Source organism: Paenibacillus sp. FSL R10-2736 (assembly GCF_038000245.1).
Lineage (GTDB): Bacteria > Bacillota > Bacilli > Paenibacillales > Paenibacillaceae > Paenibacillus_AQ > Paenibacillus_AQ phytohabitans.
The window spans coordinates 618,454-644,188 of sequence record NZ_JBBOBN010000002.1; the positions used below are offsets into that span (position 1 = coordinate 618,454).

Genomic DNA, 25,735 nt, shown 5'->3' on the forward strand with positions numbered 1-25,735 from the left:
ATACATGGCTAAGAAGGTAAAGGTATCAGAACTGGTACAGCATTTTCAATTAGAGGTTGTTTCCGGACAAGAGGGTCTGAAAAGACCGATTACAGTGGATGATTTGAATCGTCCGGGACTGGAAATGGCCGGTTATTTCGAATATTATCCGGAAGAACGTGTTCAGCTGCTGGGCAAAACAGAGCTGGCCTTTTTCTCAATGCTTCCTGAGGAAGAACGCAAAAGCCGGATTCGCGGGATTTGTAACGATAATACCCCTTGTATTGTAATTACCCGTGCGCTGGACGTTCCGCAGGAGCTTATTGAGATCAGTAATGAAAAGGGACTGCCTGTGCTGCGCAGCTCGATGGCGACCACTATTTTCTCGAGCAGACTGACAAGCTTCCTGGAAGGCAGACTGGCACCTACGGCAACAATCCACGGTGTTCTCTGTGATGTATATGGTGTAGGTATGCTGATTACAGGCAGCAGCGGTATCGGTAAAAGTGAAACGGCGCTCGAACTGGTTAAACGCGGGCACCGCCTGATCGCCGATGATGCCGTAGAGATCCGTCAGACCTCGGATAACCAGCTGCATGGTACAGCTCCGGAGCTCATTCGTCACTTGCTCGAAATCCGCGGGGTAGGGATTATTAATGTAATGACTCTCTTCGGTGCCGGGGCCATCCGTAATCATAAGCGGATCACACTGGTCGTTAGACTCGAGGCCTGGCAGCAGGATAAACAATATGACCGGCTCGGACTGGACGAGGAGACTACACGGATCATTGACACCGATGTGCCGCTTGTAACGATCCCCGTACGTCCGGGACGTAACCTTGCGGTAATTATCGAGGTTGCTGCGATGAACTACCGGTTGAAACAAATGGGCTTTAACGCGGCTCTACAATTTACGAATAAACTTACAGCCACCATCTCTGAAGACATGGATGATCTGGACTAGGAGTGTGAGAGCATGTTTTTTTCATTAGCGATTAATCCGATTGTCTTCTCCATCGGTTCACTGCCTGTTCACTGGTATGGTTTGATACTGGGTCTTGGTGCATTAGCCGGATTATTCCTTGCTATTCAAGAAGGCAAACGCTATAACATTCCGCAGGAGTTCTTCATGGACATGCTGCTGCTCGGAGTCCCTTCGGCGATCATTGGAGCGCGGATTTATTTTGTAGCGTTCAAATGGGAAGATTATAAGGACAACTTGCTGGATATATTCAAAGTCTGGAATGGCGGTATTGCTATTTATGGCGCGCTGATCGGGGCGATCATCTGCGGAATTATTTATTTCCGTTACAAGGGATATCCGTTCTGGCGTATCGTGGACATTTGTGCACCTGGACTGCTCGCCGGTCAGATGATTGGCCGTTGGGGTAATTTCATCAATCAGGAAGCCTACGGCGGCGTTGTAGCGGAATCTTTCCTGCGTGACAAGCTGCATCTGCCGGACTTTATTGTGAATCAAATGTACATAGGGGATGCGTTTCACCATCCGACCTTCCTGTATGAATCGCTCTGGAGCCTGCTGGGCATTCTGATCCTCATGGTGCTGCGCCGCCAGAAATTTGTCCGTGCCGGCGAAATCTTCATGTCCTATTTCATCTGGTATTCGATCGGCCGCTTCTTTATTGAAGCTTTACGTACGGACAGCCTAGGATTTAACGGCAGCAGCGGTTTGGCATCGTTCATTAACGGTCTATGGAGTCCGATGAAATGGCTGGGATTTGAGCAGGGGTATTTCGATCCGGCATACGGGAATGTCCGTATCTCACAGCTGCTGGCACTACTGATCATTCTCGTTGCAGTTGTATTGATCATTGTACGGCGTGTCAGCGGTCAGCCGAAGGATCATTATTCTGATCCGATTGTCAGCACTAAACTGGCAGCGGCAGATGCTGTAGTTCCCGAGAGTGCAGTGAATACACCGCAGAAGGCTCCTCAGCCTATCCAGCCGGTGAAGGACTCATCTGAAGATAAGGAAACAAAGGAGTAGTAGAACTAATGATAGAATGCGTGTTATTTGACTTGGACGGAACGATTGTGAATACTAATGAGCTGATCATCAGCTCGTTCATGCATGCGCTGAAGGAGAATAACCTCCCGGCTCTAACCCGGGAAGAGATTATTCCCCATATGGGAACTACGCTCCAGCAGCAGATGAGCGCGTTCTCCGGTCTGCAGGACACAAGCGTGCTGGAGCTTTCTTACCGTTCATATAATTATGCGCATCATGATGAGCTAATCCGTTCTTTTCCTCATGTGAATGAGACTATGGAAGGGCTGTTAAGCCGGGGAATAAAGCTCGGAATTGTGACAACGAAGATTCGTCCAACTACACTCAAAGCGCTGGAAATGTTCGATCTGCTGAAGTATATGGAGACGATTGTGACGGTCAATGATGTCAGTCAGGCGAAGCCGCATCCGGAGCCTGTCCTAACCGCGGTTGCTAATCTGGGTGTTGATCCGGCCAGAACCCTGATGGTAGGTGACAGTGCGGTCGATATTCAGTCTGCCAAGGCAGCGGGTGTGCGTGTAGCTGCGGTCGCCTGGTCACTCAAAGGTGAGGAAATGCTGCGTAAGTACAACCCGGATTACATCATCCACGACATGAAAGACTTATATACTATAGTGGAGCAGGAGACGAAGCAGCCGTGAGAAAGTTAACCCGCTATCCGGTGGAGGGCCATAATTCGCTCTGGTATATTTACCGTACGGTGAGCCCGTGGAAGGGCGTACGCAATTTTATTTTTATCCAGATTGCCCGCTACTGTCCGGTCTTGCCGCTCAAGAACTGGATTTACCGCAGGGTACTCGGCATGAAGGTGGGCAAGCATACTGCGTTTGGGCTAATGGCGATGGTGGATGTGTTTTTTCCGGAGAAAATTTCGGTCGGTGAGAACTCGGTCATCGGCTATAATACGACCATTCTTGCCCATGAATACCTCATCAAAGAGTACAGGCTGGGTGAAGTCATTATCGGGGAGAACGTCCTGATTGGAGCCAACACAACGATATTGCCCGGCGTTACGATTGGAGATTGGGCGGTTGTCGCCGCGGGTTCTGTCGTGCACAAGAATGTAGCTGCGGGCTCGTTCGTCGGGGGCAATCCGCTGCGTGAGCTGCGTCCGCCGGGATCAGCGGAGAAGGCTGTAGAAGAATAGTCACCAGGTAACCTCTTACCCTGCAGTTTCATATTGCGTGTATCTGCGCAGGAGCTGCAGGGTTTCTTGTGTAAACTTCGCAGCCGGAGGCAATTAAGCAATCTTAAGCAACCTTTAAGTGTTCGGCGGGTATATATTGGCGATATACTTGTAAGTGCAGGAGCGGATCTTTCCGCATACGGACGCGCAGCACATATCAGAATGAAATAATCAGCAGGGGCAGACTTCCTGATAGGTATCACTTCCGCTTGGCGTCTATGAACAGCCATCATAGCAGAGAAGAGGAATCTTAAAGTGAATGCAGCAAAACAGGAACGTCTGCCCCAGCTGGATATATACCGTGCTCTGGCGATATTGGGCGTATTGCATGTCCATTCATCATCTTTTGCGGCCGGAGAATTGGCACTCCAGTCACCCTATTATTATTGGTTAAACTGGATCAACATCTTCTTTAAATTCGGTACACCGTCGTTTATTTTTCTTAGCAGCTTTGTGCTGTTCTATAATTATTACGGGCGGCCCGTGACGGGGAGCCTGATCGGAAGCTTTTACCGCCGCAGGCTGAAGTACATTCTGCTTCCCTATATGCTGGTATCCATCGGCTATTACGGATTGACCCTGTACGTGAATGGGAAGCTGACACAGCCTCTGGCAGAGAGCATCTCCGGCTTCCTGGGTGCCTTATTTACGGGTTCGGCGTATGCGCATTTGTATTTCGTATTCATCAGCATCCAGTTCTACCTGCTGTTTCCATTGCTGCTTAAGCTGCTGCAGAGCTCACGGCTGTGGGTGCGCTGGGCTTTTCCGATTGGACTTGCGCTGCAGTGGGTATTCATTATCTGGAACAAGTATCAGCTGCATATTGTGGAAAAAGGAAGCTTGTCGATCTCGTATCTGGCATACTATATGCTGGGCGCCTATATCGCCATTAATTTCGAAGCGATCAAGCTGTGGCTGATGAAGCCTTGGCGTGAACTGGCTGCCAGGTATAAAGTGCTAATCCTGCTGCTTGTAACATTGTGGCTCGGAGCAGCCTTCACGCATGTACAATTATGGTATAGAGCCCGCCACTTTGGGATATGGACGGACTCGCTCTGGTACGAGCTGCTCTGGAATGTACATACGATGCTGTCAGCGCTGGTGCTGCTGTATGCCACCTTTCTTATCTACCGCAGGGCACCGAAGGTGATCGTTGCTATTTTGACCCGGCTGGGTGAGGTTTCATTTGCGGTGTATCTGATCCATCCTCTGCTGCTTGCAGTGTATAGAAGATTCGGAACGGGAATTCCTACAGATTCATTAACCTATGTATTCTATATTTACGGGGGATTGGCTGCGGCGCTGGCAGGAAGCTGGATGCTTGTGCAGTTTGCGTTCCGCCGCATCCGCCTGTCCTGGGTGGCATTCGGGAGTGTACCGCGTTCACTTGCCCCTCCGGTGAAGGACAAGCCTGTGCACGGGAGCACCAATAGAGTGCTCGAAGGTAAAGATATCAGTAAATCATGAGAGTTCAACAGACCACAACTCAGGGCATTAGGGATGAGGGTCTAGGCAGGAGGAAAGATAATGGCTCAAAAGGAAAGAATACCGCAGCTTGATGTATTCCGGGCGATAGCGATTATTGCGGTCATAGCGATTCACGCCACTTCGCGGACACTGGCGGAAACACTGGATACCTCTTTGTTTCATCCGTTTCTGTTCATAAACAAGTTCAGCCAGTTCGCTGTACCTTCGTTTGCATTCCTAAGCGGGTTCGTGCTGTTCTACAATTATATTGACCGTCCGCTTGGCGGGAAGACTCTCGCGAAATTCTATAGCCGAAGGCTGATTTATATTATTGTGCCTTATCTTGTTTTTTCGGTGCTGTACTTTATATTGAAAATGACTGCCGGGCATACATGGGGCATGCCTCTTAATGAGCAGGCGGCCAAATTCGGCAAATATCTGTGGACCGGTACGGCGTATACCCATCTGTACTATATTATTATCATTATTCAGTTCTATGTACTGTTCCCGCTCATGCTCTGGTGTCTGCAGAAGGTCCGCCGTCTGGCGGCGTGGGCACCGCTCATCGGACTGGCCTTACAGTGGGGATTCGTGCTGCTGAACAAATATATGGCTAATCACGGATACTGGCAGCTGTCCAAGGGCAGTCTTGCAATTACGTACTTCTCTTATTTCCTGCTCGGTGCAGCGATTGCGGTATATTACAGCTCTTTGAAAAAGTGGCTGATTCCTACACGCGAAGGGTGGCGCTCCGGTAAGGGTGCAAGCTGGATTGTGCTGTGGTTCATATGGGCCGCTGCAGGAATCGTTCATGTGGAGCTGTGGTTCAACAATTATACGAAGAAGACGGTCATCAACAGTCTATGGTATGAAGGCTTCTCCAATCTTCATGCGCTGCTCTCTTGTCTTGTGCTGTTCCAGCTGTCCTTCCTGCTGTACGGAGCGGGGCGCAGCCTGCTGGCAAGATTGCTGATCTCTGCCGGCGCCTGTTCCTTCGGGATATATCTGCTGCATCCGGCGCTGCTCTTCTTCTATAGAAAGCTGCCGCTGCACGGCGGATCACTTGCCTACACGGCTGCCATTGCCGGGGGCTGGCTGGTAGCCTTCGCCGGCTCATGGCTGGTCGTCGCCCTCGTCTTCCGTTATGTGAAGCCGGCATGGGTACTGTTTGGTTCTGGGCCGCAGAAGGTTAAGCGGGCGCCTAAAGCAACAGTGTAGCTGGGTGCTTTGAAATGCAGTAATGAATGGGACTTCAAATCCAGAATGATAAAAGCGCCGACTGGCCGCAGATGCGGGCCGGTCGGCGCTTTTATTCATATATTGTCATGCTTGCTTATTTATTCGCCGGCCTGTTCGCGCTGGAAATCGGCAATCGCCTGATATTGGCCTTCGAGGCTGCGGTATACGGAGATATAGATGGGCAGCAGCTGCTTATAGACTTTGGCATGTGCCTGGACGGGTTCATGGCGGTGGGTCGAGCCAATCATGCCGAATACGGTATCGAAGGAATCGATCCGGCCGATGGCGTACAGCCCGAGGACAACGGCGCCAAGACAGGAGCTCTCGAAGCTCTCGGGGACTACCACCTCCTGATCAAATATGTCTGCCATCATCTGCCGCCATAGAGCGGAGCGGGCGAAGCCGCCGGTAGCCAGGATTCTGCCCGGCTGGCCGATGATTTCCTCCATAGCAAGCAATACGGTATACATATTGAAGATGACACCCTCCAGCACAGAGCGGATCATATGCTCTTTGCGGTGATTCATGCTCAGTCCGAAGAAGGAGCCGCGCGCATCGGGGTTCCACAGCGGGGCACGCTCACCGGTCAGATACGGATGAAAGAGCAGGCCATTGCTGCCTGGCGGTACCTGCTCGGCGATCCGGGTCAGGACCTCATAAGGATCAATACCGAGGCGCTTCGCGGTCTCTACCTCAGAGGCGGCGAACTCATCACGCACCCAGCGGAACAGCATGCCGCCATTATTCACGGGTCCGCCAATAACCCAGTGCTTGTCCGTTAGTGCATAGCAGAAGGTCCGCCCTTTCGGGTCGGTCAGCGGCCGGTCGACCACGGTGCGGATGGCACCGCTGGTTCCTATAGTCGCGGCAATAACCCCCGGCTCTATGGCACCGACCCCCAGATTGGACAGGACACCGTCACTGGCGCCTACGACAAACGGTGTGGCGGCCAGAAGTCCAAGCTCTTCCGGAAGCCCCGGAAGCAGCCCCTGCAGGATCTGCGTGGTGGGCACCGGTCTTGATAGACGTTCTGGAGTAATTCCGGCGATACGGAGCGCCTCAGCGTCCCAGTCAAGCTTCTCCAGATTGAACATACCTGTAGAAGAGGCAATGGAGTGATCAATTACATATTTGCCGAACAGCTTGAAGAAGATATATTCTTTAATGGAGATGAATTTATGGGTCTGGCTGAACAGCTCCGGATGCTCCTCACCGAGCCACATCAGCTTGGTAATCGGAGACATCGGATGGACAGGTGTTCCTGTCCGCATATACAGCTCATGCCCGTTCAGTTCATTCTTCAGCCGCCGGGCAGCTGCACTGCTCCGGTTATCGGCCCAGGTGATGCAGGCGGTAAGCGGTTTGCCGGAAGAATCTACAGCAATCACGCTGTGCATGGCCGAACTGAAGGAGACAAGCAGAACCTGTCCAGGAGAGACGTGGCTGTCCTGCATGACTGAAGAGATAGTGTGCAGGACAGCCTGCAGAATCTGACCAGGGTCCTGTTCTGCGACAGAAGGGGAAGGCTGATGCAGCGGATAGCCCTGGTTGCTCTGTGTGACGATTGTTCCGTTCTCCTCGAAGAGGACAGCCTTGGTGCTGGTGGTTCCAATATCAACGCCGATCATATAGGATGTACTCAAGCCGTCAGTCCTTCTTTCTGCTCTGAAATAGATACCGGGAATACTTAATGCAGGAAATAAAGTACAATTATATTATATATTTCGCATGAAACATTCTGAAGTTCATGTTCTACAGCTTATTATATTCGCAGGTAATCATGGTGGCAAAGAGAGGATGGATAGGCGCTGCTTAACATTTAGTCCAAGCTTCCGAAACTGGCGGGTATAGAAGGAGATTGTTGACGCAAAAGGATAGTCCATGATACGATATTACCACTGCTTTAGTTTACTACCACTTTACCATATTAAAGTGCTTGAAGATACTTCTTATGATATCTGATGAGGTGAAAAGTGAAGATGTCCAAACCAAAGGGATTCGAAAAGCCTGCCGGCGTACGGGATTATCTCCCGCGTGCGGTAACGAAGCTGCGCAAGATTGAGAACGATGTGCTGCACTGCATGAGCCGCTGGGGCTACCGCCAGATGATTACTCCCACCCTTGAATATTACGATACGGTCGGTGTGGCCAGTTCCACGTCAGACCAGAAGTTGTATAAATTACTGAATAACCGCGGTCAGGCACTCGTGCTGCGTTCAGAAATGACTGCGCCTGTTGCCCGCGTAGTCTCCTCCCTATTGAAGGACGAACCGCTGCCGCTGCGTCTGTCCTATCATGCCAATGTCTTCCGCGCTATCGAAGAGGAGGCCGGCCGGGAAGCGGAATTCTTCCAGACCGGAGTGGAGCTTGTCGGAGATGATTCACCAGAGGCGGATGCTGAGGTCGTTGCACTGGCAATTGCCTCGCTGGAGGCCGCGGGAGTGAAATCTTTTAAAATTGCGATAGGGCATGTAGGCTTCCTCGACGGTCTGTTCCAGGAAGCGGTATCCGGCCTCCCGCAGGCCCAGGAAGAGCTGAAGAGTCATCTGCTGGGCCGTGATTATGTCGCTTTCCGGGAGACGCTGCGCCGCCTGGAACTGCCGGAAGCCCAGAAGAAGGAACTGGACGGACTGCTGCGGCTGCGGGGAGGCAAGGAAATCTGCGGACAGGCGCTGGAGCTCAGCAGCCATCCGCTGGCACGCGCTTCCATTGAGCATTTATGCAAGGTATGGGAGGTACTTGTCGCATACGGTGTCTCTCAGCATGTGCTGATTGATCTGACGATGATCGGTGATTTCTCCTATTATACGGGCATGACATTTGAAGGTTATGCTTCTGAGCTGGGCTTCCCGGTATGCAGCGGCGGAAGGTACGACAATCTGCTTCAGCAGTTTGGACGCCCGATTCCGTCGACAGGCTTCTCGCTGAAGACCAACCGTATTCTGGATGGTGTATCCGGAGTAACCGAAGAGGAAGAACTGCCGGTACTGGTCCAGTACGATGCCCTGCGGCGTCAGGAAGGTCTTGCTGAGGCGGCCCGGCTGCGGAATGAGGGCCACGCTGTGGTAACCCGGCTGGCGGCAGGCCTGGAAGAGCTGAAGGTTGTGAAGCGCCTGGATACGGATACCGTAGAGGCAGAGGGTGAACGTTACGGAGAGATTTATACGTTTGTGTCTTTTATCAGCGAGCATGGCTGAGCGGAGCAGGTTGATTGGCTGATCTCATAAATGTGGTATGAAGCAATAGGTGACAATACGTGAAGTGAAGGAATATGTGAACCCAAGTAATCCCTGCAAGTATGTAGCGGAAATAGAAACGGAGGCGGGTATGAATGGCACAGATTCTTAAGGTAGCCATGCCGAAAGGCCGGATTTACAACAAAGCGGCAGAGCTGTTCCGCAAGGCGGGACTGCCGATTCCTCCGGACGGGGAAGAATCACGCAAGCTGGTGATTTCACTGCCGGAAGCCGGAATGGAGTTTATTCTTGCCAAGCCGGTAGATGTGCCTACATATGTAGAGTATGGTGTAGCGGATATCGGTATTGTCGGCAAAGATGTACTGCTGGAAGAAAACCGTGATGTGTACGAACTGCTTGATCTGGGAATCGCCCGCTGCCGGATGTCGATTATCGGACTCCCGAACTGGCAGCCGGGCATCCAGCAGCGGGTAGCGACCAAATATCCGAACGTGGCCTCACGGTACTTCCGTGAGCAGGGCCAGCAGGTCGAGGTTGTGAAGCTGAACGGCTCGATTGAGCTGGCGCCGCTGATTGGACTGGCTGACCGGATCGTGGATATGGTGGAGACCGGCCAGACCCTGAAGGATAACGGGCTGGTGGAAATGACCAGTATCTTCGAAATTACCAGCCGCCTGGTGGCCAACCGGGTAAGCTACCGGATGAAGAATGAGGAAATCCAGCAGTTGTGTGACCGCCTGCAGGCCGTGATTGCAGGCCCGGAGCTGCAGATTAAATAAGCTATACAGATTGAACTTTAAGAGATGAAAAAAGGATAGAAGTGATGAAGGAGAAGTTTGGAACTGTAGGAGCGGAAGTCCAAACATTATCCGTAGTTACGGCTGAGCCTAGCTAGTAAATAGAAAGTTCAGGGGGGAAGCAGCGGTGAAGGTCCAGTCCAGTAAGGAGTTTAAGCTGCAGCGTGAAGTGGAATACGGCACGCCGGAGCAGAACAAGGCGGTACGTGAAATCGTGGCCGGTATCAAACAGGAAGGTGATGCGGCATTGCTCCGGTATACGGAGCGCTTCGACGGCGCAGTGCTGACGCCTGCGCAGCTGCGGGTAACGCAGGAGGAGCTAGAGGCCGCCTATGGCCGGGTAGAGGAGTCCTTCGTGACGGCAATCCGGGCGGCAGCTGTCAATATCCGTGCGTTCCATGCGCGGCAGAAGCGCAATTCCTGGATGGATCTGCAGCCGGACGGCACGATCCTCGGACAGATCATCCGCCCGCTGAAGCGGGTGGGCGTCTATGTTCCCGGGGGCAAAGCAGCGTATCCGTCCTCGGTGCTGATGAACGTTATTCCGGCACAGATCGCTGGCGTGCCGGAGATCGTGATGGTTACACCGCCTTCGACGGGCGGCTTCGAAGGCATCAATCCCTATATTCTCGTTGCCGCCGCTGAAGCGGGCGTAAACGAGATATACCGCGTAGGCGGCGCGCAGGCGATCGCCGCCCTGGCCTTCGGCACGGAATCCATCGTGCCGGTCGATAAGATCTGCGGGCCAGGGAACATCTACGTGGCCCTGGCCAAACGCGAGGTCTACGGCGCTGTCGATATCGACAGCATCGCCGGACCGAGCGAGATCGTCGTGCTCGCCGACGATACCGCTGAGGCCGCCTACGTCGCGGCCGACCTGCTCTCGCAGGCCGAGCACGACGAGATGGCCTCGGCGATCCTTGTGACGCCGTCGCAGCGTCTCGCGGAGGCCGTTGCTGCCGAAGTAGAACGGCAGCTGCAGACGTTGCCGCGCGAAGCTATCGCGCGGGCCTCGGTAGAGAACTACGGCGCGATTATCGTCGTGGAATCGCTCGAGGAGGGCATCTCCATTGTGAACCGGCTGGCACCGGAGCATCTGGAGATTGTAGTGGCGGACCCGATGGCATTGACCGGCGCGATTGAGAACGCCGGGGCAATCTTCCTGGGTCCGTACAGCTCGGAGCCGGTCGGCGATTACTTCGCCGGACCGAACCATATTATACCGACCAACGGCACAGCAAGGTTCTCCTCGCCTGTGGACGTGGATGATTTCATTAAGAAATCCAGCCTGATCTATTACAGCAAGGAAGCACTGCTGCGGGACGGGGCGGCGATTATGGAGCTCGCCCGGCGTGAGGGCCTGGAAGGCCATGCCCGCGCAATAGAAATCCGGCTGGAGAACGAAGCGAAAGGTGGAGACGGAAATGGAGAACAATAATAATGAAGTGGCGCTGCGCAAGGCCGGACTTAGCCGTACAACCAACGAAACGGACATCGCGTTGACCTTTGCTGTGGACGGCAGCGGAGTTTCCGAGCTGGAGACCGATGTGCCTTTTCTGAATCATATGCTGGATCTATTCACCAAGCATGGACAGTTTGATCTGAGCGTACAGGCGCGGGGCGACATCGATATCGATGACCACCACACGGTTGAGGATATCGGTATCTGTCTGGGACAGGCGCTGCGGGAAGCGCTTGGCGACAAAAAAGGCATCAAACGTTATGCGAGTGTCTTCATCCCCATGGATGAGGCACTGGCTCAGGTAGTGATTGATATCAGCAACCGGCCGCATTTTGAATACCGGGCAACGTATCCTTCGCAGCAGGTAGGCAGCTTCTCTACGGAGCTGGTTCACGAATTCCTCTGGAAGTTTGCGCTGGAAGCGAGAATTACGCTGCATGTCATTGTGCATTACGGCTCCAATACCCATCACATGATTGAAGCGGTCTTCAAGGCACTGGGACGGGCGCTGGATGAAGCGACACAAGTGGACCCCCGGGTGAAGGGTGTGCCTTCGACGAAGGGAGTGCTGTAGCATGACCGTTGCAATCGTCGATTACGGCATGGGCAACCTGCACAGTGTCAGCAAGGCGGTGGAACGCCTGGGGTATACGAGTCTGGTGACGGCAGATGCCGGTGAGATTCTGGCGGCAGACAGCGTGATCCTGCCGGGTGTCGGTGCATTCGGCGATGCGATGGAGCATCTGCGGGCGAGCGGAATGGATGTTGTAGTTAAGGCTGTAGCTGAAGCGGGACAGCCGCTGCTGGGTATATGCCTTGGTATGCAGCTGCTGTTCAGCAGCAGCGAGGAGCATGGCGAGCATAAGGGGCTGGATCTTCTGCCAGGCTCGGTGGTACGCTTCGCACCCCGTGACGGCTACAAGGTGCCGCATATGGGGTGGAACAAGCTGGGCTTCCTCCAGCCGGAGAGTCCGCTTCTGACCGGCCTTGAAGAAGGGCATGTCTACTTCGTCCATTCCTATCATGTGCTTGCAGGTAGCGACAGCGACCTGCTGGCGGTCACGGATTATGGACATCCGGTAACGGCTGTAGTCGGGCGGAACAATGTGTACGGCATGCAGTTTCACCCTGAGAAAAGCGGCGAGCTTGGCATCAAGCTGCTGGGGAATTTCCTGCGGCTTCGAAGAGAGCAGGCGTGAAGCCTGAATAACTATATTGCAAATTGTAATGAAAGCGGGGAGCGCTACATGTCTTCTTTTATCGTATATCCGGCAATTGATATCCGGGACGGCAAATGTGTCCGGTTGCAGCAGGGGGATTACAGCCAGGAAACTATTTATAACGACAGCCCGGTTCAGGTGGCCAAGTCTTGGGAAGAGCAGGGCGGACAGTTTATCCATCTGGTCGATCTGGACGGCGCCAAGGCCGGGCATCCCGTTAATGATGCCATCATCGGAGCCATTGCCAGGAATGCCAATGTTCCGGTTCAGGTCGGCGGCGGTCTCCGCACGCTTGCGGATGTGGAGAAGCTGCTGGGTCTTGGCATCAGCCGGGTCATTATTGGAACGGCGGCGATCAATGATTATGCTTTTACAGAGGCGGTTCTCGCGAAGTATGGCGATAAGGTAGCGATCGGTATTGACGCCCGTAACGGCTATGTGGCTACGCATGGGTGGCTGAATACCTCCGAGGTGCGCGCCGAGGATCTGGCCAAGGAGCTGGCAGCCAAGGGTGCAGAGACCTTCATCTACACAGATATCTCCCGTGACGGGATGATGCAGGGACCGAACGTGGAGGGTATTCTGTCCATGGCCGGGGCGAGCGGCAAAACCGTAATTGCCTCCGGCGGTGTTACCAGCCTGGACGATCTGCTGCGTCTGAGCGTACATAGCGGCAGCGGGATCGGTGGAGCGATTGTCGGCAAGGCGCTCTACACCGGCAATATTGATCTGGCTGAAGCCCTGCAGGCGCTGGGTAAGGCGTAGGGGTTCCGGGCTTAGTAATTACTTTTGTTAGCCTGTGAAGGAGGGGTCTTGGATGTTAGCCAAACGGATTATCCCCTGTCTGGATGTGAAGGACGGGCGGGTGGTAAAAGGCGTTAATTTCGTAAATCTGCGTGATGCCGGAGATCCGGTGGAGCTGGCGGCTTTATATGATAGCGAAGGTGCAGATGAGCTGGTATTTCTGGATATCTCCGCATCGGTGGAAGGCCGGGCGACCATGGTCGAGGTCGTGCGGCAGACTGCCGGGGAGATCGCTATTCCATTCACGGTGGGCGGCGGGATTTCGACACCTGAGGACATGAAGCGGATCCTGCGTGCCGGTGCAGACAAGATCGGCATTAATACGGCAGCTGTCAATAATCCGCAGCTGATTCTTGAAGGAGCCCGTCACTTCGGCTCCCAGTGCATTGTGGTGGCGATGGATGCCAAATATAATGAGGCTTGGGGCGAATGGGAAGTGTACACGCACGGCGGCCGTACGCCTACCGGTATCCGGGCGCTTACCTGGGCCAAGGAAGCTGAGCGGCTGGGAGCCGGCGAGATCCTGCTTACAAGCATGGATGCCGACGGCACCAAGGACGGCTTCGATCTGAAGCTGACGGCAGCAGTCTGCGATCTGCTGAGCATTCCTGTAATTGCTTCCGGCGGTGCGGGAAGAATTGATCATTTCTATGATGTATTTACCGCAGGCAAGGCAGATGCCGGACTTGCGGCAACTATTTTTCACTATAAAGAGATTGCCATTCATGATTTGAAGGCTGATCTGAAGCAAAGAGGGGTAGAGATCCGATGAGCGAGGACAAGAAAGATATAGCGCAGAGCCAGCAGGAGGCATTGTCAGGCATCCGCTGGAATGAATCCGGCCTGCTGCCGGCAGTGGTGCAGGATGCCCGTACCCTGGAAGTATTAATGTTCGCCTATATGAATCCGGAGTCACTACGGCTGTCACTTGAGAGCGGCCAGACCTGGTTCTGGAGCCGTTCGCGTAGTGAGCTCTGGCATAAGGGCGGAACCTCGGGCAATACCCAGGCCATCACCTCCATCCATTACGATTGTGACAGCGATACGCTACTGGTGAAAGTTGTGCCGGAAGGACCGGCCTGCCATACGGGTGAGAACAGCTGCTTCTTCCGCGAGATTCCCCTCGATTCACCGGCAACAGCTGAAGCAGCTGGAGGTACAGTTAACTCGGCAGCAGCAGGCCATGACCGCTTTGCTGTACTGGGTGAGCTGGAGCGCGTAATTGCCGAGCGGGAAGTGAACCGTCCGGAAGGGGCGTACACTACTTATCTGTTTGATAAGGGCGTCGACAAGATTCTCAAGAAGGTCGGCGAAGAAGCCTCCGAAACCATTATCGCCGCCAAAAATAAAGATAATGCCGAGCTTCGCCTTGAAGTCAGCGATCTGATCTATCATTTACTGGTCCTGCTGCAGGAGCGGAAGCTTCCGCTGGATGAGATTCTGGAAGAGCTGAGTGCCCGCCATGAACGGCCTCGCCGGGACTAGGAGGAAGGTTCAGCATGCGTATTGATTACCATACCCACCATGAGCGCTGCGGCCATGCCGTAGGGAAGCTTGAAGAGTATGTGCAGCGCGGCATAGCGCTCGGGCTGCAGCAGCTTGGACTGTCCGATCATCTGCCGCTTATCCATGTAGATCCGGAGCACTATTATCCCGAGATGGCTATGCCGCTTGCGGAGCTTCCGCGTTATGTGGAGGAATGTCTTACGCTGAAGGAGCGCTACCGCGGAACGATTGAGCTGCGGGTGGGGCTTGAAGCGGATTATATCGAAGGATATGAAGAGCAGATCCGCGAGCTTTTAGCACCCTATCCGTGGGACTATCTGATCGGGTCGGTGCATTTTCTCGGGGAATGGGATATTACGGACCACCGGCAGACCCATGGCTGGGAAGGCCAGGACGTGATGAGCGTCTACCGCCGATATTATGATGCAGTGCAGAAGTCGGCGTTATCGGGATTATATGATATTATAGGACATATGGATGTCATCAAAAGGTTCGGTTACGGGCCGCAGACTCCGGAAGGAAGAGCCGAGGCCAGAGCACTGGAGCTGGAGACGCTCAAGGTTATATCCGGCAGCGGAATCGCGATGGAGCTGAATGCTTCGGGACTCACTAAGCCTTGCGCCGAGATGTTCCCGGCTGAGCATGTGCTTCAGCAGGCGTATGCCCTGGGCATTCCGCTCACCGTGGGCTCAGACGCCCATGACCCTCTGAAGCTGGGAGACGGCTTACAGGAGGCGCGGGAAATGCTGTGGCGCACGGGCTTCCGTGAACTGGCTGTGTTCGAAGGACGCCGCCGCACATCCGTCCAAATATAAGAATGTATAGGCTTCGCGCTATATATTATCCTTCTATTTCTCGCTGAAACGGTACCGTCCATACAAGGACGGCAAAGCCGTTTCCACTTGCGTTCGAAGTTTAAATTATAATCCCAGGAGGGTACTATGCATCATCAATTACGTATTTTTTCCGGTTCGTCGAATCCGAAGCTGGCCGCTGATATTGCGGAGCGCCTTGGCGCACCGCTGGGCCTGATTAAGCTGACACGTTTCAAGAGCGGCGAGATTTATGTGCATTATGAAGAGAGCATCCGGAACTGCGACGTATTTTTGGTGCAATCCCTGGCTCATCCGATTAACGAGCTGTTTGTAGAATTGCTGGTCATGATCGACGCTGCCAAACGCGCATCGGCAAGAACAGTGAATATTATCGTTCCTTATTACGGGTATGCCCGGCAGGAGCGCAAATCTGCGCCGCGTGAGCCGATCTCGGCCAAAATGGTTGCCGATGTGCTGACCACTGCAGGAGCTACCCGCGTGATAACTATTGACCTGCATGCAGCGGCTATCCAGGGATTCTTCAACATTCCCGTGGATCATCTGACTGCGCTTGATCTGATCAGCGGCTATTTGAAGATCAAAGGCCTCTCCGATCTGGTAGTCGTATCACCCGACGCGGGCCGCGCCTCCATGGCTGAGAAGCTGGCCAGCCGGCTGGACTCTCCGTTTGCCATCATGATCAAGAAACGTCCGGCTCATAACGAATCGGTGATTACCCATGTCATCGGAGACGTTGAGGGAAGAACGCCGATTATTATTGAGGATCTTATTGATACGGGGACCACGATCGTCAATGTGGTAGAAGGGCTGAAGGAGCGCGGGGCCCGGAACAGCATCGTCTGTGCCACGCACGGGCTGTTCTCCGGAGATGCGCTGGAGCGGATGGATCATCCCAATATCGACGAAATTGTCGTCACGGATTCTATTGCGCTGCCGGATGAGCATTCCAGCAGATTCTCGGTGCTCTCTGTTGCACCTATGCTGGCAGAAGCCACACGTATTATCATCGAAGGCGGTTCCATAGACAAGCTATTTAGAGACGCGGGGATATAGTCCCTGCGTTTCTTTTTTACAGTTATGCTGCAGCAGCAACTTTTCAAGCGTTTACCTCCCCTTAACTCTCCTCCCAGGTTGAGAATCTCACTACCACATGTGGTATACTGTGTGAAGAAGACAGCCAAGTCCATAAATGGAAACGAAAAGAACACTTAAGACAGGGAGTATGGGTATATATTTGATGCCGCTCTCCTATTTTTCGTTAGGCTAGGGAAGCTTACAAAGGGAGGTGCCTTGCTTCCATGATTGAGAAAACTTCAGAGAATGATACGGACAGCGGTAATGTGATTCCGGTCACTCTGGATGCCAATTTTTTCTTTGAAAGAGCCGTACGGTCGCTTGACCGCTTTCAATATGATAAGGCATTAAAGAATTTTCGCAAAGCTGTTGAATATGAGCCGGATAATCCGGTGAATCATTGCAACATGGCGGGTATATTATCTGAGATGGGTAATTACACAGCATCTAATGAGATTCTGACCCATGTACTGGAGAAGATTGATCCCGCAATGACCGAATGTCATTTCTATATGGCTAATAATTACGCCAATATGGAAAGCTTTGAAGAGGCGGAGCGTTCGCTGGTCACGTATCTGGAGGAGGATGCCAGCGGCGAGTTCATGGCCGAATCCGAAGAGCTGATGGAGCTGCTGCAATATGAGCTGAACCGTCCTGCTCCGCTTGTGCGGATCCGCAGCCGTGAGGGTGTGGTCGAGCATGACCGGGCCCGCAGTCTGCTGGAGGAGGGCAAGTTTCCCCAGGCCGTAGAGCTGCTGGAAGAGATTATTGCGACCTCGCCGGACTTTCTGGCTGCGCATAATAACCTGGCCCTCGCTTATTTCTATATGGGCCGGTTTGCCAAAGCGAAGGAATGCCTGAACGAGGTGCTGAAGCAGGACCCCGGTAATCTGCATGCGCTCTGCAATATGGCGATCTTCCTGCAGTATGCAGGTGACAAGGAGCAGTTGGATTCTCTGCTGGGCATGCTTGAAGCCACTGTGCCTTTTCATCAGGAGCATGTATTCAAAATGGCCACGACGATGGGCATCCTGGGCAGACATACTGCAGCATACAGCCACTTCCGGCGTCTGCTGAAGGATGAAGAGGTCGCCGGAGACGCCGGCCTGTATCATTACTGCGCAGCAGCGGCCAGCAACAGCGGCCTCTACACTGAAGCGCTGCGCTGCTGGAGACAGGCTGCGAAGCTGGACCCTGAGTCTGCCGTGCCGGCATTCTTCCTGTCCCAGCTCCAGCAAGCCCGGGGAGAAGACAGACCTATGCCTGCTGTCAGCTATAATTACCAATTGCCTTTCCAGGAGCAGCTTAAGCAGTGGAAGGGGAATACAGGCAAGTTCACCGAAGAAGTACGGAACAATCCGCTGCTGCGCGCCTCGTTCTTCTGGGCGCTGCGCTACGGCGATTCCTCCACGAAGCTGCAGGTGACCGAAGCCCTGCGCTGGATTGAGGATGAGGAGATGTCCGAGGTACTGCGCGGAGTTCTGGAGCATCAGCCGCTCCAGGAGGACCGGCTGCAGGAGGCGGCGCTGTTCAGCCTGCAGCGGCTGATTGGAGAGAATCTGGAAGAAGCTGCAGCTCCTGAGGAAGAGCCGTTGCAAGCGGCCTCCAGCCCCAAGGGCCCGGCTGAATGGAAGGAAGACTGGCAGCGGATTATCGATCATACGGTGGCCATGATGGACCGGAGATATGATGCTGTGCAGAAGAAGGATGCAGAGTTTATCTGGAAGCAGTTCATCGGCAGCCTGTATCCGGATGTACCGTTATTCCGCAATGACGGCGGCTGGTGTGCGGCACTGGAGTATCTGACTGCCAGGCTGCACGGGCGTCCGGTCACCTTCCGCGAGGCGGCACAGCGTTACGGCGTCTCGGTCTCCATGGTAAGCCGCTATGCACGGCGGATCGACAGTGAATGCGATACCCAGGGCATGCTGCCGGGAACGGACGGCTTGTCGCCGTCCACCAACAATATTTGAACCCTTTTGTTCAAATATGAGAATTTATATGTTTCACACGATAACTTATCCTTATATTTCTCGCTGAAACGGTACCGTCCTAATAAAAGGACGATAAAGCCGTTTCCACTTGTAAATACAAACCTACTTGTAAGGAGGCCAATGTAATGTACAAAACGATTGTAATCGGAACAGGCCCGGCCGGGCTGACTGCCGCGATTTATCTGGCGCGCGCGAACCTGAGCCCGCTCGTAATTGAAGGCTTGCAGCCGGGAGGACAGCTGACAACGACGACAGAAGTGGAGAACTTTCCAGGCTTCCCTGAAGGGATTCTGGGTCCTGATCTGATGGACAACATGCGTAAGCAGGCCGAACGCTTCGGCGCTGAATTCAAGAATGGCTGGGTGGAGTCGGTTGACTTCTCTCAGCGTCCGTTCAAGGTGACTGTAGACGGAATGGGTGTACTGGAAGCGGAGTCGGTCATTATTTCGACCGGCGCCTCCGCCAGATACCTGGGTATCCCGGGTGAGCAGGAGAATGTAGGACGCGGGGTCAGCACCTGTGCGACCTGTGACGGATTCTTTTTCCGAAACAAAAAGATTGTCGTGGTCGGCGGCGGCGATTCCGCGATGGAGGAAGCCAGCTTCCTGACCCGCTTTGCTTCCAGCGTAACGCTGGTTCACCGCCGTCCGGAGCTGCGTGCTTCGAAGATCATGCAGGACCGCGCACGCGACAACAGCAAGGTGTCATGGGCACTGAACCGCACGCCGCTTGAGGTAACCGTCGGCGATACCGGAGTTAAGGGCATCACCGTCCTTAACAATGAGACGGGACTTACCGAGCTGGTGGAAGCGGATGGTGTATTTGTCGCTATCGGACATACACCGAATACCGCTTTCTTAGGCGGGCAGATTAACACCGATGCCAATGGCTATATAGTGGTTAACCCGGGCACCACAGAGACGAATATTCCCGGCGTATTCGCTTGCGGCGACGTGCAGGATACGCGTTACCGTCAAGCCATATCGGCAGCCGGAACCGGCTGTATGGCCGCCATGGATGCCGAGAAGTTCCTGGAAGGCACGATGGTGCATGACTGGAGCGAATCGCTCGATAAATAACCGGAGAAGGTTCTTGTTATTTACGGGTTTACAAAAAAATCCTATACCAGTAGAATGTATTTAATTAGATAAGATACCCACTAGGGGAGCCTGAATAGGCTGAGACGGGAAAAGTGAATTTCCGGACCCTTGAACCTGATCTGGATCATACCAGCGTAGGAAAGTGGAGTCGGACCTTTTTTTGAATACAGTCTTATTGGGCTGTTCCTTTGATAAAGCCGCTCCAGGTGGAGCGGCTTTTTGACTTGCAAGAATTCATATACCTTGTGCTATACATGATTCTTCGGCTCAGTCTGCTGCGTGAAATCTTATCTGATTGGCTTATAGAGCGAAGAGGAGGAGATTAGAATGCCAGAAATGATGAAGAACGAAGAGGTGGACCTTTCCCGATTTCCTGCAAGCCGCAAAGTGTATGTAGAGGGCTCGCGCCCGGATATTCAGGTTCCGATGCGGGAGATCAGCCTCAGCAGAACCGAGGGCGTTGCCGGGGAAGAGGAGAACGAACCGCTGCGTGTCTATGACACAAGCGGAATTTACACCGATGCTGCGCAAGAGGCTGACATTCGGAGGGGGCTGCCGCCGCACCGTTTATGCTGGATTGCGGAGCGTGGCGATTCGGAGGAATACACCGGAAGAGCTGTGCAGCCGGAGGATAATGGAATCCGCAGGGGCGGGCCGCCCGCAGAGGCTTATCCAGGGCTGCAGCGGAGTCCCCTGCGGGCACATGCGGGCCGCAATGTTACCCAGCTGCATTATGCGCGGCAAGGGATCATTACTTCGGAAATGGAGTATATCGCGATCCGCGAGAATACCCGGCCGGAATTCGTAAGGGATGAGGTAGCCGCCGGACGGGCCATTATTCCGGCCAACATCAATCATCCCGAGAGCGAGCCGATGATTATTGGCCGTAACTTCCTGGTTAAGATCAATGCGAACATCGGAAATTCTGCGGTGTCTTCTTCTATTGAAGAGGAAGTGGAGAAGATGCGGTGGGCAACCCGCTGGGGGGCCGACACCATCATGGACCTCTCCACCGGCTCCAAGATTCATACCACCCGTGAATGGATTATACGCAATTCTCCTGTGCCTGTCGGCACGGTGCCCTTATACCAGGCGCTCGAAAAGGTGAACGGCATAGCCGAGGATTTAACCTGGGAGCTCTATCGCGACACGCTGATTGAGCAGGCGGAGCAGGGGGTCGATTACTTTACCATTCATGCCGGGGTGCTACAGCGCTATATTCCGCTGACTGCCGGAAGAATGACGGGAATCGTATCACGGGGCGGCTCGATTATGGCCGCATGGTGCCTTGCCCATCAGCAGGAGAACTTTCTGTACACACACTTCGAAGCTATATGTGAGATTATGAAGACGTATGATGTGGCCTTCTCTCTGGGGGACGGACTTCGTCCGGGTTCTATTGCAGATGCCAATGACGAAGCTCAATTCGCTGAGCTGGAGACGCTGGGAGAGCTGACAGCGCTGGCCTGGAAGCACGATGTTCAGGTAATGGTTGAGGGTCCGGGGCATGTGCCGATGCACAAGATTAAGGAGAATATGGACAAGCAGCTCGAGATTTGCCGGGAAGCCCCTTTTTACACCCTGGGTCCGCTCACTACCGATATTGCACCCGGTTATGATCATATCACTTCAGCCATCGGGGCGGCGATGATCGGCTGGCTCGGGACGGCTATGCTGTGTTACGTTACACCCAAGGAGCATTTAGGTCTGCCTAACAAGAATGACGTGCGCGAGGGAGTCATTACCTACAAGATCGCTGCACATGCCGCAGACCTCGCCAAGGGGCATCCGGGTGCACAGGACAGGGATAATGCGCTGTCCAAGGCGCGGTTCGAGTTTCGCTGGCGAGACCAGTTCCATCTCTCTCTGGACCCGGAAAGGGCGCTGGAGTATCATGATGAGACGCTTCCTGCGGAGGGGGCGAAGCAAGCTCATTTCTGCTCTATGTGCGGTCCTAAATTCTGCAGCATGCGGATTTCGCATGATATCCGTAATTCCTACAGATTGAGCAGGTCGCTGTAAAAAGGCAAGTCTCCTATAGCTATTTCCCTGCTGTCCCATGCTGTAAAAGGCGTGAGGGCAGCTTTTCTTATGCGCGAATAGCACAAGATTCATTCTCCCTATTATGTGAAACCATGCACAAGCGTTGGCGTAAATAGCATTATCCAAGTATAGGGAGTGAATCGAATGAGGAACAAAGACTGGCTCAAGGAAAGCGAACGTTTCAATGAAGCGGCTGAATACTATGATATGTACCGGCCGAGCTATCCCTCCGCGCTTATTGAGCGGGTAATAGGAGAAGCCTCTCTGACTAAGGAGTCCAGAATTCTTGAGATCGGTGCCGGGAGCGGTAAAGCCTCCGAATTATTCCTGGACCGCGGGTATGAGCTGCTATGTATTGAACCGGGCCCACAACTGGCGGAATTGGGAAGACAGAAGCATAGGGATAAAAACGTGCGATTTGTAACCTCCAGATTCGAGCACTGGTCTGGGCCGGAGAAGGATTTCGACCTGATCTTCTCCGCTCAAGCCTTTCATTGGGTGCCGCAGCCGGAAGGTTACAAGAAATGTGGGCGGCTGCTGAAGCCGGGAGGGCGGCTCGCGCTCTTTTGGAATTTTTATCTGCAGGGAGACAGTGAGATGGAGCAAGAGATTGCCGAGGTCTGTGCGGAGTATGAGGTATTCTGGTTTAATAAGCGGGATGTAATTGAACAGAGAGTGGAGCGAACTGTAGCAGAGCTGTCCGGCAGCGGAAATTTCAGAGCCCCGGAGGTCTACCGGTATCCTTGGGACAGCAGGGATGACGCGGATAGCTTCATTAATTTCCTGCGGACCTGCAACGGGTTCATCGGGCTGAAGGAAGCGGAGCAGATTGAATTAAGCGCCAGGTTACATAAGCTGATCGGCCGGAATGGCGGCACCCTGCAAAGGAATTTTATATGTACGCTTTTCATAGCCGAAGCCTTGAATTCTGTGAATTCTTAACATACATAGCTGTCCCTATGCTGTAACAGGCGTACGGGCAGCTTTTTCCTTAAAAGCTAATATGTTGTGGGGTAATTTTATACTTAGTGACTGCAATCACAATTTACCCCCCTGCCCTATGCTAAGCTGTTGCTGAGAAGAATTCTCAATTGTGAGGTGTGCAGATCTTGAGCAAAGTGTTGAAGCTAGATGAGTCTATATTGGAGCTGGTAACCAGGCACCCGGAAGCCGTAGATATTATGGCCGGTCTGGGTTTCCATGATATAACGAAGCCTGGAATGCTGCAGACGGCAGGCAGGTTCATGACATTATCCAAGGGCATGAAATTAAAGAGAATAGAGCTGGAAACCGTTCGGCTGGCCTTTGCGCAGCACGGCTTCGAGATTATTGAATAGAAGGAGAGAATATAATGAGCGAACTGATTAATAACCGTGAAGTGGATGTACCGGAGCAGACGCGCCGCCAGGCTATGCTGAAGGAGATCATCAAGGAGCTGCATGCGGGTAAAAGTGTAGAGGAAGTGAAGGCGCGTTTTGCCGAAGCGGTAGGCGATGTGACTGTAGCTGAGATATCTGCCATGGAGCATTCCCTGATGACCGAAGAGGGTATTCCGGTAGAGGAAGTGCAGCGCCTATGCTCCGTGCATACGGCCATCTTCAAAGGCTCGATCGAGCAGATTCACCGCTCCTCGAAGGCTGAAGAGCAGCCGGGGCATCCTGTGCATACCTTCAAGCTGGAGAACCGTGAGATTGAACGGCTGGTTAACTTCCGGCTGGAGCTGCACACAGACAAGATCAAGAAGAACGCCAGCGAAGAGATCATCTTCAAGCTGCTGGAGGATCTGAGCCTACTGCTCGACCTCGACAAGCATTACAGCCGCAAGGAGAATCTGCTGTTTCCTTACTTAGAGAAGTACGGCATTTATGGTCCAACCAAGGTAATGTGGGGCGTGGATGACGGGATCCGCAATATGATTAAGGAAGCCAAGAAAGCACTCAGCGCGTATAGCGGGGAGTCTGAGCAGATTGCAGCTTCACTGGAGGAGATCATTAAAGAAGTCAACGAGATGATCTTCAAAGAAGAGAATATTCTGCTGCCGATGGCGCTCGATAAGCTGACTGAAGATGAATGGGTCAAAATCGCCCGTGAAAGTGACGAAATCGGCTTCTGCCTGACCGCGCCGGAGCAGGAATGGATTCCGGAGCGTGCCGCTGAACCGGAGGGTGCCCAGAGTCAGGAAGAAGGAGAAGCTGCATCACCGCAGGGCTTCATCCGCTTTGAGACCGGCCTGTTGTCGCTTCATCAGCTCGAGACGATGATGAATCATCTGCCGGTGGATTTGACCTTTATCGATGAGAACGATGTGGTCCGCTACTTCTCACATGGCAAGGAACGGATCTTCGCCCGGACCAAGGCGGTTATCGGCCGTACGGTGCAGAACTGTCATCCGCCGCAAAGCGTGCATGTGGTGGAGAAGCTGCTGGCAGATTTCAAGGCAGGCATTAAGGATGCTGAGGATTTCTGGATTGCCATCAAAGATAAATTCATCTATATCCGCTACTTCGCAGTACGTGATGAGACCGGCCGCTATATGGGGACGCTGGAGTTCACACAGAATATTGCTCCGATCCGTGCCTTAGAGGGGCAAAAGCGTATTTTGTCGGAATAATGGCAGATTTACAGGGACCAGGGCAATAGAAGATTACTTTCAGACTTTCTTGCCTGCCGGGTGAGAAGGTCTTTTTGTTAGGCGGGTTGTCCGCAGATGGAGCATGTCAAAACATCCCATACCGCTTCCTGAAGAACATTGCCCCGGGTGTATCGCCTTTCCTTGACCGCAGGGGAGGCTTCTATTATAGTGGGTACGTAGGATTAACTATTTTAGCATAGAAAAAGGTGGCTTGTAACATGTCTGAAAATATCTACGTTGGCGTGGATTTAGGTGGAACCACGATTAAGGTTGGAATCTGCAATGCCGAGGGAAGCCTGCTGCACACTTACGAAGGTCCAACGGGGACCGCAGACGGCGTCGATGCCGTTATCGATAATATCGAGAAGTATGTGCGCCTGATTGTGGAGGACTCTCCGTATTCCTGGGAACAGCTTGCCGGTGTGGGAGCCGGGCTTGCCGGGTTTACGAATATTCGTGAAGGAATCATCATCCTTGCGCCTAACATAGGATTTAGAGATGTGCCGATCCGTTCCATTCTGGAAGGTCGTTTGAACAAGCCTGTCAAAATAGACAATGACGCCAATGTGGCTGCGCTGGGCGAGGCTTGGAGCGGTGCAGGACGCGGCATTGAGAATTGCGTCTGCTATACGCTGGGTACAGGGGTAGGCGGCGGAATTATTATCAATGGCAAGGTGTATCAGGGCTTTGCCGGTCTGGCCGGAGAGCTTGGCCATATCACAGTAGTTCCCGATCTGGAAGCTATACAGTGCGGCTGCGGGAACATGGGTTGTTTGGAAACCGTTTCCTCTGCGACTGGCATTATCCGCATGGCGAATGATGCAGTGGCCCGCGGGGACCGCACCACTCTGTCCACGGTGGAGAAGATTGCGGCCAAGGAAGTCTTTGACGCTGCCAAGGCAGGCGATGAAGTCGCTCTGCGTATTGTGAACCGCGCAGCATTCTACCTGGGCAAATCGATGGCTGCGGTGGCTGCGGTACTGAATCCGGAAGTGTTTATCGTAGGCGGCGGCGTATCCAAAGCCGGCGATATCCTGTTTGATGAAGTCCGCCGTGTATTCGCCAAGCTAACACCTGCACCTCTGCAGACTGGTGTTACCATCGTGCCTGCGGAGCTTGGCAATGATGCCGGTATTATTGGTGCGGCAGGTCTTTTGCTGCGTTCTTAAG

24 protein-coding genes and 1 riboswitch are annotated in these 25,735 nt (G+C 53.4%); of the genes, 23 read left to right on the top strand and 1 reads right to left on the bottom strand.

Translation table 11 applies throughout. The annotated features are described in order from the left end of the window. Positions 1–4 precede the first annotated feature (4 nt). The 6 genes from hprK (at position 5) to NSQ73_RS30945 (ending at position 5,879) form a co-directional block, all read left to right on the top strand. Positions 5–943, top strand: coding sequence for an HPr(Ser) kinase/phosphatase (hprK, locus tag NSQ73_RS30920; protein ID WP_042132736.1), 939 nt, complete (start codon positions 5–7; stop codon positions 941–943). Between the two features lie 12 nt (positions 944–955). Next, positions 956–1,987 carry a prolipoprotein diacylglyceryl transferase gene (gene lgt, locus NSQ73_RS30925; RefSeq protein ID WP_340989967.1) on the top strand — a complete coding sequence of 344 codons (1,032 nt, stop codon included), beginning with the start codon at positions 956–958 and terminating at the stop codon, positions 1,985–1,987. A gap of 8 nt (positions 1,988–1,995) precedes the next feature. Continuing rightward, entirely contained in the window at positions 1,996–2,649 is a 654-nt protein-coding gene (ppaX, locus tag NSQ73_RS30930) for a pyrophosphatase PpaX (protein WP_171720833.1), read from the top strand. After that, positions 2,646–3,155: an acyltransferase gene (locus tag NSQ73_RS30935; RefSeq protein WP_076243413.1), complete on the top strand. Its 510-nt coding sequence runs from the start codon at positions 2,646–2,648 to the stop codon at positions 3,153–3,155. Before ppaX ends, NSQ73_RS30935 begins: the two co-directional genes overlap by 4 nt. 294 nt (positions 3,156–3,449) lie before the next feature. Then, on the top strand, positions 3,450–4,661 hold the full coding sequence (locus NSQ73_RS30940) for an acyltransferase (RefSeq protein WP_340989969.1): 1,212 nt from the start codon (positions 3,450–3,452) through the stop codon (positions 4,659–4,661). 60 nt (positions 4,662–4,721) lie between these two features. Then, positions 4,722–5,879 (top strand): acyltransferase, encoded by a 1,158-nt coding sequence (locus NSQ73_RS30945; protein ID WP_340989970.1) that lies wholly within the window; start codon positions 4,722–4,724, stop codon positions 5,877–5,879. Positions 5,880–5,998: 119 nt separating this feature from the next. On the opposite strand, the gene gntK is transcribed toward NSQ73_RS30945, so the two are convergent. Then, entirely contained in the window at positions 5,999–7,528 is a 1,530-nt protein-coding gene (gntK, locus tag NSQ73_RS30950) for a gluconokinase (protein ID WP_445669723.1), read from the bottom strand. Between the two features lie 351 nt (positions 7,529–7,879). Between gntK and NSQ73_RS30955 the strand changes: the two genes are divergently transcribed. The 17 genes from NSQ73_RS30955 to NSQ73_RS31035 all read left to right on the top strand — a co-directional run bounded on the left by NSQ73_RS30955 (position 7,880) and on the right by NSQ73_RS31035 (position 25,734). Further along, a complete protein-coding gene (locus NSQ73_RS30955) occupies positions 7,880–9,097 on the top strand; it encodes an ATP phosphoribosyltransferase regulatory subunit (protein WP_340989974.1) in 1,218 nt (405 codons plus the stop codon). 134 nt (positions 9,098–9,231) lie between these two features. Further along, a complete protein-coding gene (gene hisG, locus NSQ73_RS30960) occupies positions 9,232–9,876 on the top strand; it encodes an ATP phosphoribosyltransferase (protein WP_039302355.1) in 645 nt (214 codons plus the stop codon). 145 nt (positions 9,877–10,021) lie between these two features. Further along, on the top strand, positions 10,022–11,332 hold the full coding sequence (hisD, locus tag NSQ73_RS30965; protein WP_340989976.1) for a histidinol dehydrogenase: 1,311 nt from the start codon (positions 10,022–10,024) through the stop codon (positions 11,330–11,332). Continuing rightward, positions 11,319–11,930: an imidazoleglycerol-phosphate dehydratase HisB gene (hisB, locus tag NSQ73_RS30970; RefSeq protein WP_042132742.1), complete on the top strand. Its 612-nt coding sequence runs from the start codon at positions 11,319–11,321 to the stop codon at positions 11,928–11,930. Before hisD ends, hisB begins: the two co-directional genes overlap by 14 nt. Position 11,931: 1 nt before the next feature. Continuing rightward, entirely contained in the window at positions 11,932–12,555 is a 624-nt protein-coding gene (gene hisH, locus NSQ73_RS30975) for an imidazole glycerol phosphate synthase subunit HisH (protein ID WP_340989978.1), read from the top strand. 48 nt (positions 12,556–12,603) lie between these two features. Continuing rightward, positions 12,604–13,341: a 1-(5-phosphoribosyl)-5-[(5-phosphoribosylamino)methylideneamino]imidazole-4-carboxamide isomerase gene (gene hisA / locus NSQ73_RS30980; RefSeq protein WP_042132744.1), complete on the top strand. Its 738-nt coding sequence runs from the start codon at positions 12,604–12,606 to the stop codon at positions 13,339–13,341. Positions 13,342–13,393: 52 nt separating this feature from the next. After that, entirely contained in the window at positions 13,394–14,152 is a 759-nt protein-coding gene (gene hisF / locus NSQ73_RS30985; protein WP_039302370.1) for an imidazole glycerol phosphate synthase subunit HisF, read from the top strand. Next, on the top strand, positions 14,149–14,865 hold the full coding sequence (gene hisIE / locus NSQ73_RS30990) for a bifunctional phosphoribosyl-AMP cyclohydrolase/phosphoribosyl-ATP diphosphatase HisIE (protein WP_340989980.1): 717 nt from the start codon (positions 14,149–14,151) through the stop codon (positions 14,863–14,865). The genes hisF and hisIE overlap by 4 nt, the downstream gene beginning before the upstream one ends. A gap of 14 nt (positions 14,866–14,879) precedes the next feature. Then, entirely contained in the window at positions 14,880–15,701 is an 822-nt protein-coding gene (hisJ, locus tag NSQ73_RS30995; RefSeq protein WP_076243416.1) for a histidinol-phosphatase HisJ, read from the top strand. A gap of 126 nt (positions 15,702–15,827) precedes the next feature. Then, positions 15,828–16,775 (top strand): ribose-phosphate diphosphokinase, encoded by a 948-nt coding sequence (locus tag NSQ73_RS31000; protein WP_039302378.1) that lies wholly within the window; start codon positions 15,828–15,830, stop codon positions 16,773–16,775. Between the two features lie 245 nt (positions 16,776–17,020). After that, positions 17,021–18,769 (top strand): tetratricopeptide repeat protein, encoded by a 1,749-nt coding sequence (locus tag NSQ73_RS31005; protein ID WP_042132747.1) that lies wholly within the window; start codon positions 17,021–17,023, stop codon positions 18,767–18,769. Positions 18,770–18,915: 146 nt separating this feature from the next. Beyond that, on the top strand, positions 18,916–19,869 hold the full coding sequence (trxB, locus tag NSQ73_RS31010; protein ID WP_039302384.1) for a thioredoxin-disulfide reductase: 954 nt from the start codon (positions 18,916–18,918) through the stop codon (positions 19,867–19,869). A gap of 72 nt (positions 19,870–19,941) precedes the next feature. Further along, positions 19,942–20,048: riboswitch (TPP riboswitch) on the top strand. Positions 20,049–20,217: 169 nt separating this feature from the next. Continuing rightward, positions 20,218–21,912: a phosphomethylpyrimidine synthase ThiC gene (thiC, locus tag NSQ73_RS31015; RefSeq protein ID WP_340989982.1), complete on the top strand. Its 1,695-nt coding sequence runs from the start codon at positions 20,218–20,220 to the stop codon at positions 21,910–21,912. A gap of 165 nt (positions 21,913–22,077) precedes the next feature. After that, on the top strand, positions 22,078–22,875 hold the full coding sequence (locus NSQ73_RS31020) for a class I SAM-dependent methyltransferase (RefSeq protein WP_340989984.1): 798 nt from the start codon (positions 22,078–22,080) through the stop codon (positions 22,873–22,875). 167 nt (positions 22,876–23,042) lie between these two features. Next, positions 23,043–23,270 carry a DUF1858 domain-containing protein gene (locus NSQ73_RS31025; protein WP_340989986.1) on the top strand — a complete coding sequence of 76 codons (228 nt, stop codon included), beginning with the start codon at positions 23,043–23,045 and terminating at the stop codon, positions 23,268–23,270. A gap of 14 nt (positions 23,271–23,284) precedes the next feature. Next, complete coding sequence (locus tag NSQ73_RS31030; RefSeq protein ID WP_340989989.1) at positions 23,285–24,544, top strand: DUF438 domain-containing protein; 1,260 nt, start codon at positions 23,285–23,287, stop codon at positions 24,542–24,544. Between the two features lie 239 nt (positions 24,545–24,783). Next, a complete protein-coding gene (locus tag NSQ73_RS31035) occupies positions 24,784–25,734 on the top strand; it encodes an ROK family glucokinase (protein ID WP_039302392.1) in 951 nt (316 codons plus the stop codon). The last annotated feature ends 1 nt before the right edge of the window (position 25,735 follow it).

Coding starts and splice junctions, on each gene's coding strand:
- hprK (WP_042132736.1), top strand. CDS start 5: ATGGCTAAGAAGGTAAAGGTATCAGAACTGGTACAGCATTTTCAATTA.
- lgt (WP_340989967.1), top strand. CDS start 956: ATGTTTTTTTCATTAGCGATTAATCCGATTGTCTTCTCCATCGGTTCA.
- ppaX (WP_171720833.1), top strand. CDS start 1,996: ATGATAGAATGCGTGTTATTTGACTTGGACGGAACGATTGTGAATACT.
- NSQ73_RS30945 (WP_340989970.1), top strand. CDS start 4,722: ATGGCTCAAAAGGAAAGAATACCGCAGCTTGATGTATTCCGGGCGATA.
- gntK (WP_445669723.1), bottom strand. CDS start 7,528: ATGATCGGCGTTGATATTGGAACCACCAGCACCAAGGCTGTCCTCTTC.
- NSQ73_RS30955 (WP_340989974.1), top strand. CDS start 7,880: ATGTCCAAACCAAAGGGATTCGAAAAGCCTGCCGGCGTACGGGATTAT.
- hisG (WP_039302355.1), top strand. CDS start 9,232: ATGGCACAGATTCTTAAGGTAGCCATGCCGAAAGGCCGGATTTACAAC.
- hisB (WP_042132742.1), top strand. CDS start 11,319: ATGGAGAACAATAATAATGAAGTGGCGCTGCGCAAGGCCGGACTTAGC.
- hisH (WP_340989978.1), top strand. CDS start 11,932: ATGACCGTTGCAATCGTCGATTACGGCATGGGCAACCTGCACAGTGTC.
- hisA (WP_042132744.1), top strand. CDS start 12,604: ATGTCTTCTTTTATCGTATATCCGGCAATTGATATCCGGGACGGCAAA.
- hisF (WP_039302370.1), top strand. CDS start 13,394: ATGTTAGCCAAACGGATTATCCCCTGTCTGGATGTGAAGGACGGGCGG.
- hisIE (WP_340989980.1), top strand. CDS start 14,149: ATGAGCGAGGACAAGAAAGATATAGCGCAGAGCCAGCAGGAGGCATTG.
- hisJ (WP_076243416.1), top strand. CDS start 14,880: ATGCGTATTGATTACCATACCCACCATGAGCGCTGCGGCCATGCCGTA.
- NSQ73_RS31000 (WP_039302378.1), top strand. CDS start 15,828: ATGCATCATCAATTACGTATTTTTTCCGGTTCGTCGAATCCGAAGCTG.
- NSQ73_RS31005 (WP_042132747.1), top strand. CDS start 17,021: ATGATTGAGAAAACTTCAGAGAATGATACGGACAGCGGTAATGTGATT.
- trxB (WP_039302384.1), top strand. CDS start 18,916: ATGTACAAAACGATTGTAATCGGAACAGGCCCGGCCGGGCTGACTGCC.
- thiC (WP_340989982.1), top strand. CDS start 20,218: ATGCCAGAAATGATGAAGAACGAAGAGGTGGACCTTTCCCGATTTCCT.
- NSQ73_RS31020 (WP_340989984.1), top strand. CDS start 22,078: ATGAGGAACAAAGACTGGCTCAAGGAAAGCGAACGTTTCAATGAAGCG.
- NSQ73_RS31030 (WP_340989989.1), top strand. CDS start 23,285: ATGAGCGAACTGATTAATAACCGTGAAGTGGATGTACCGGAGCAGACG.
- NSQ73_RS31035 (WP_039302392.1), top strand. CDS start 24,784: ATGTCTGAAAATATCTACGTTGGCGTGGATTTAGGTGGAACCACGATT.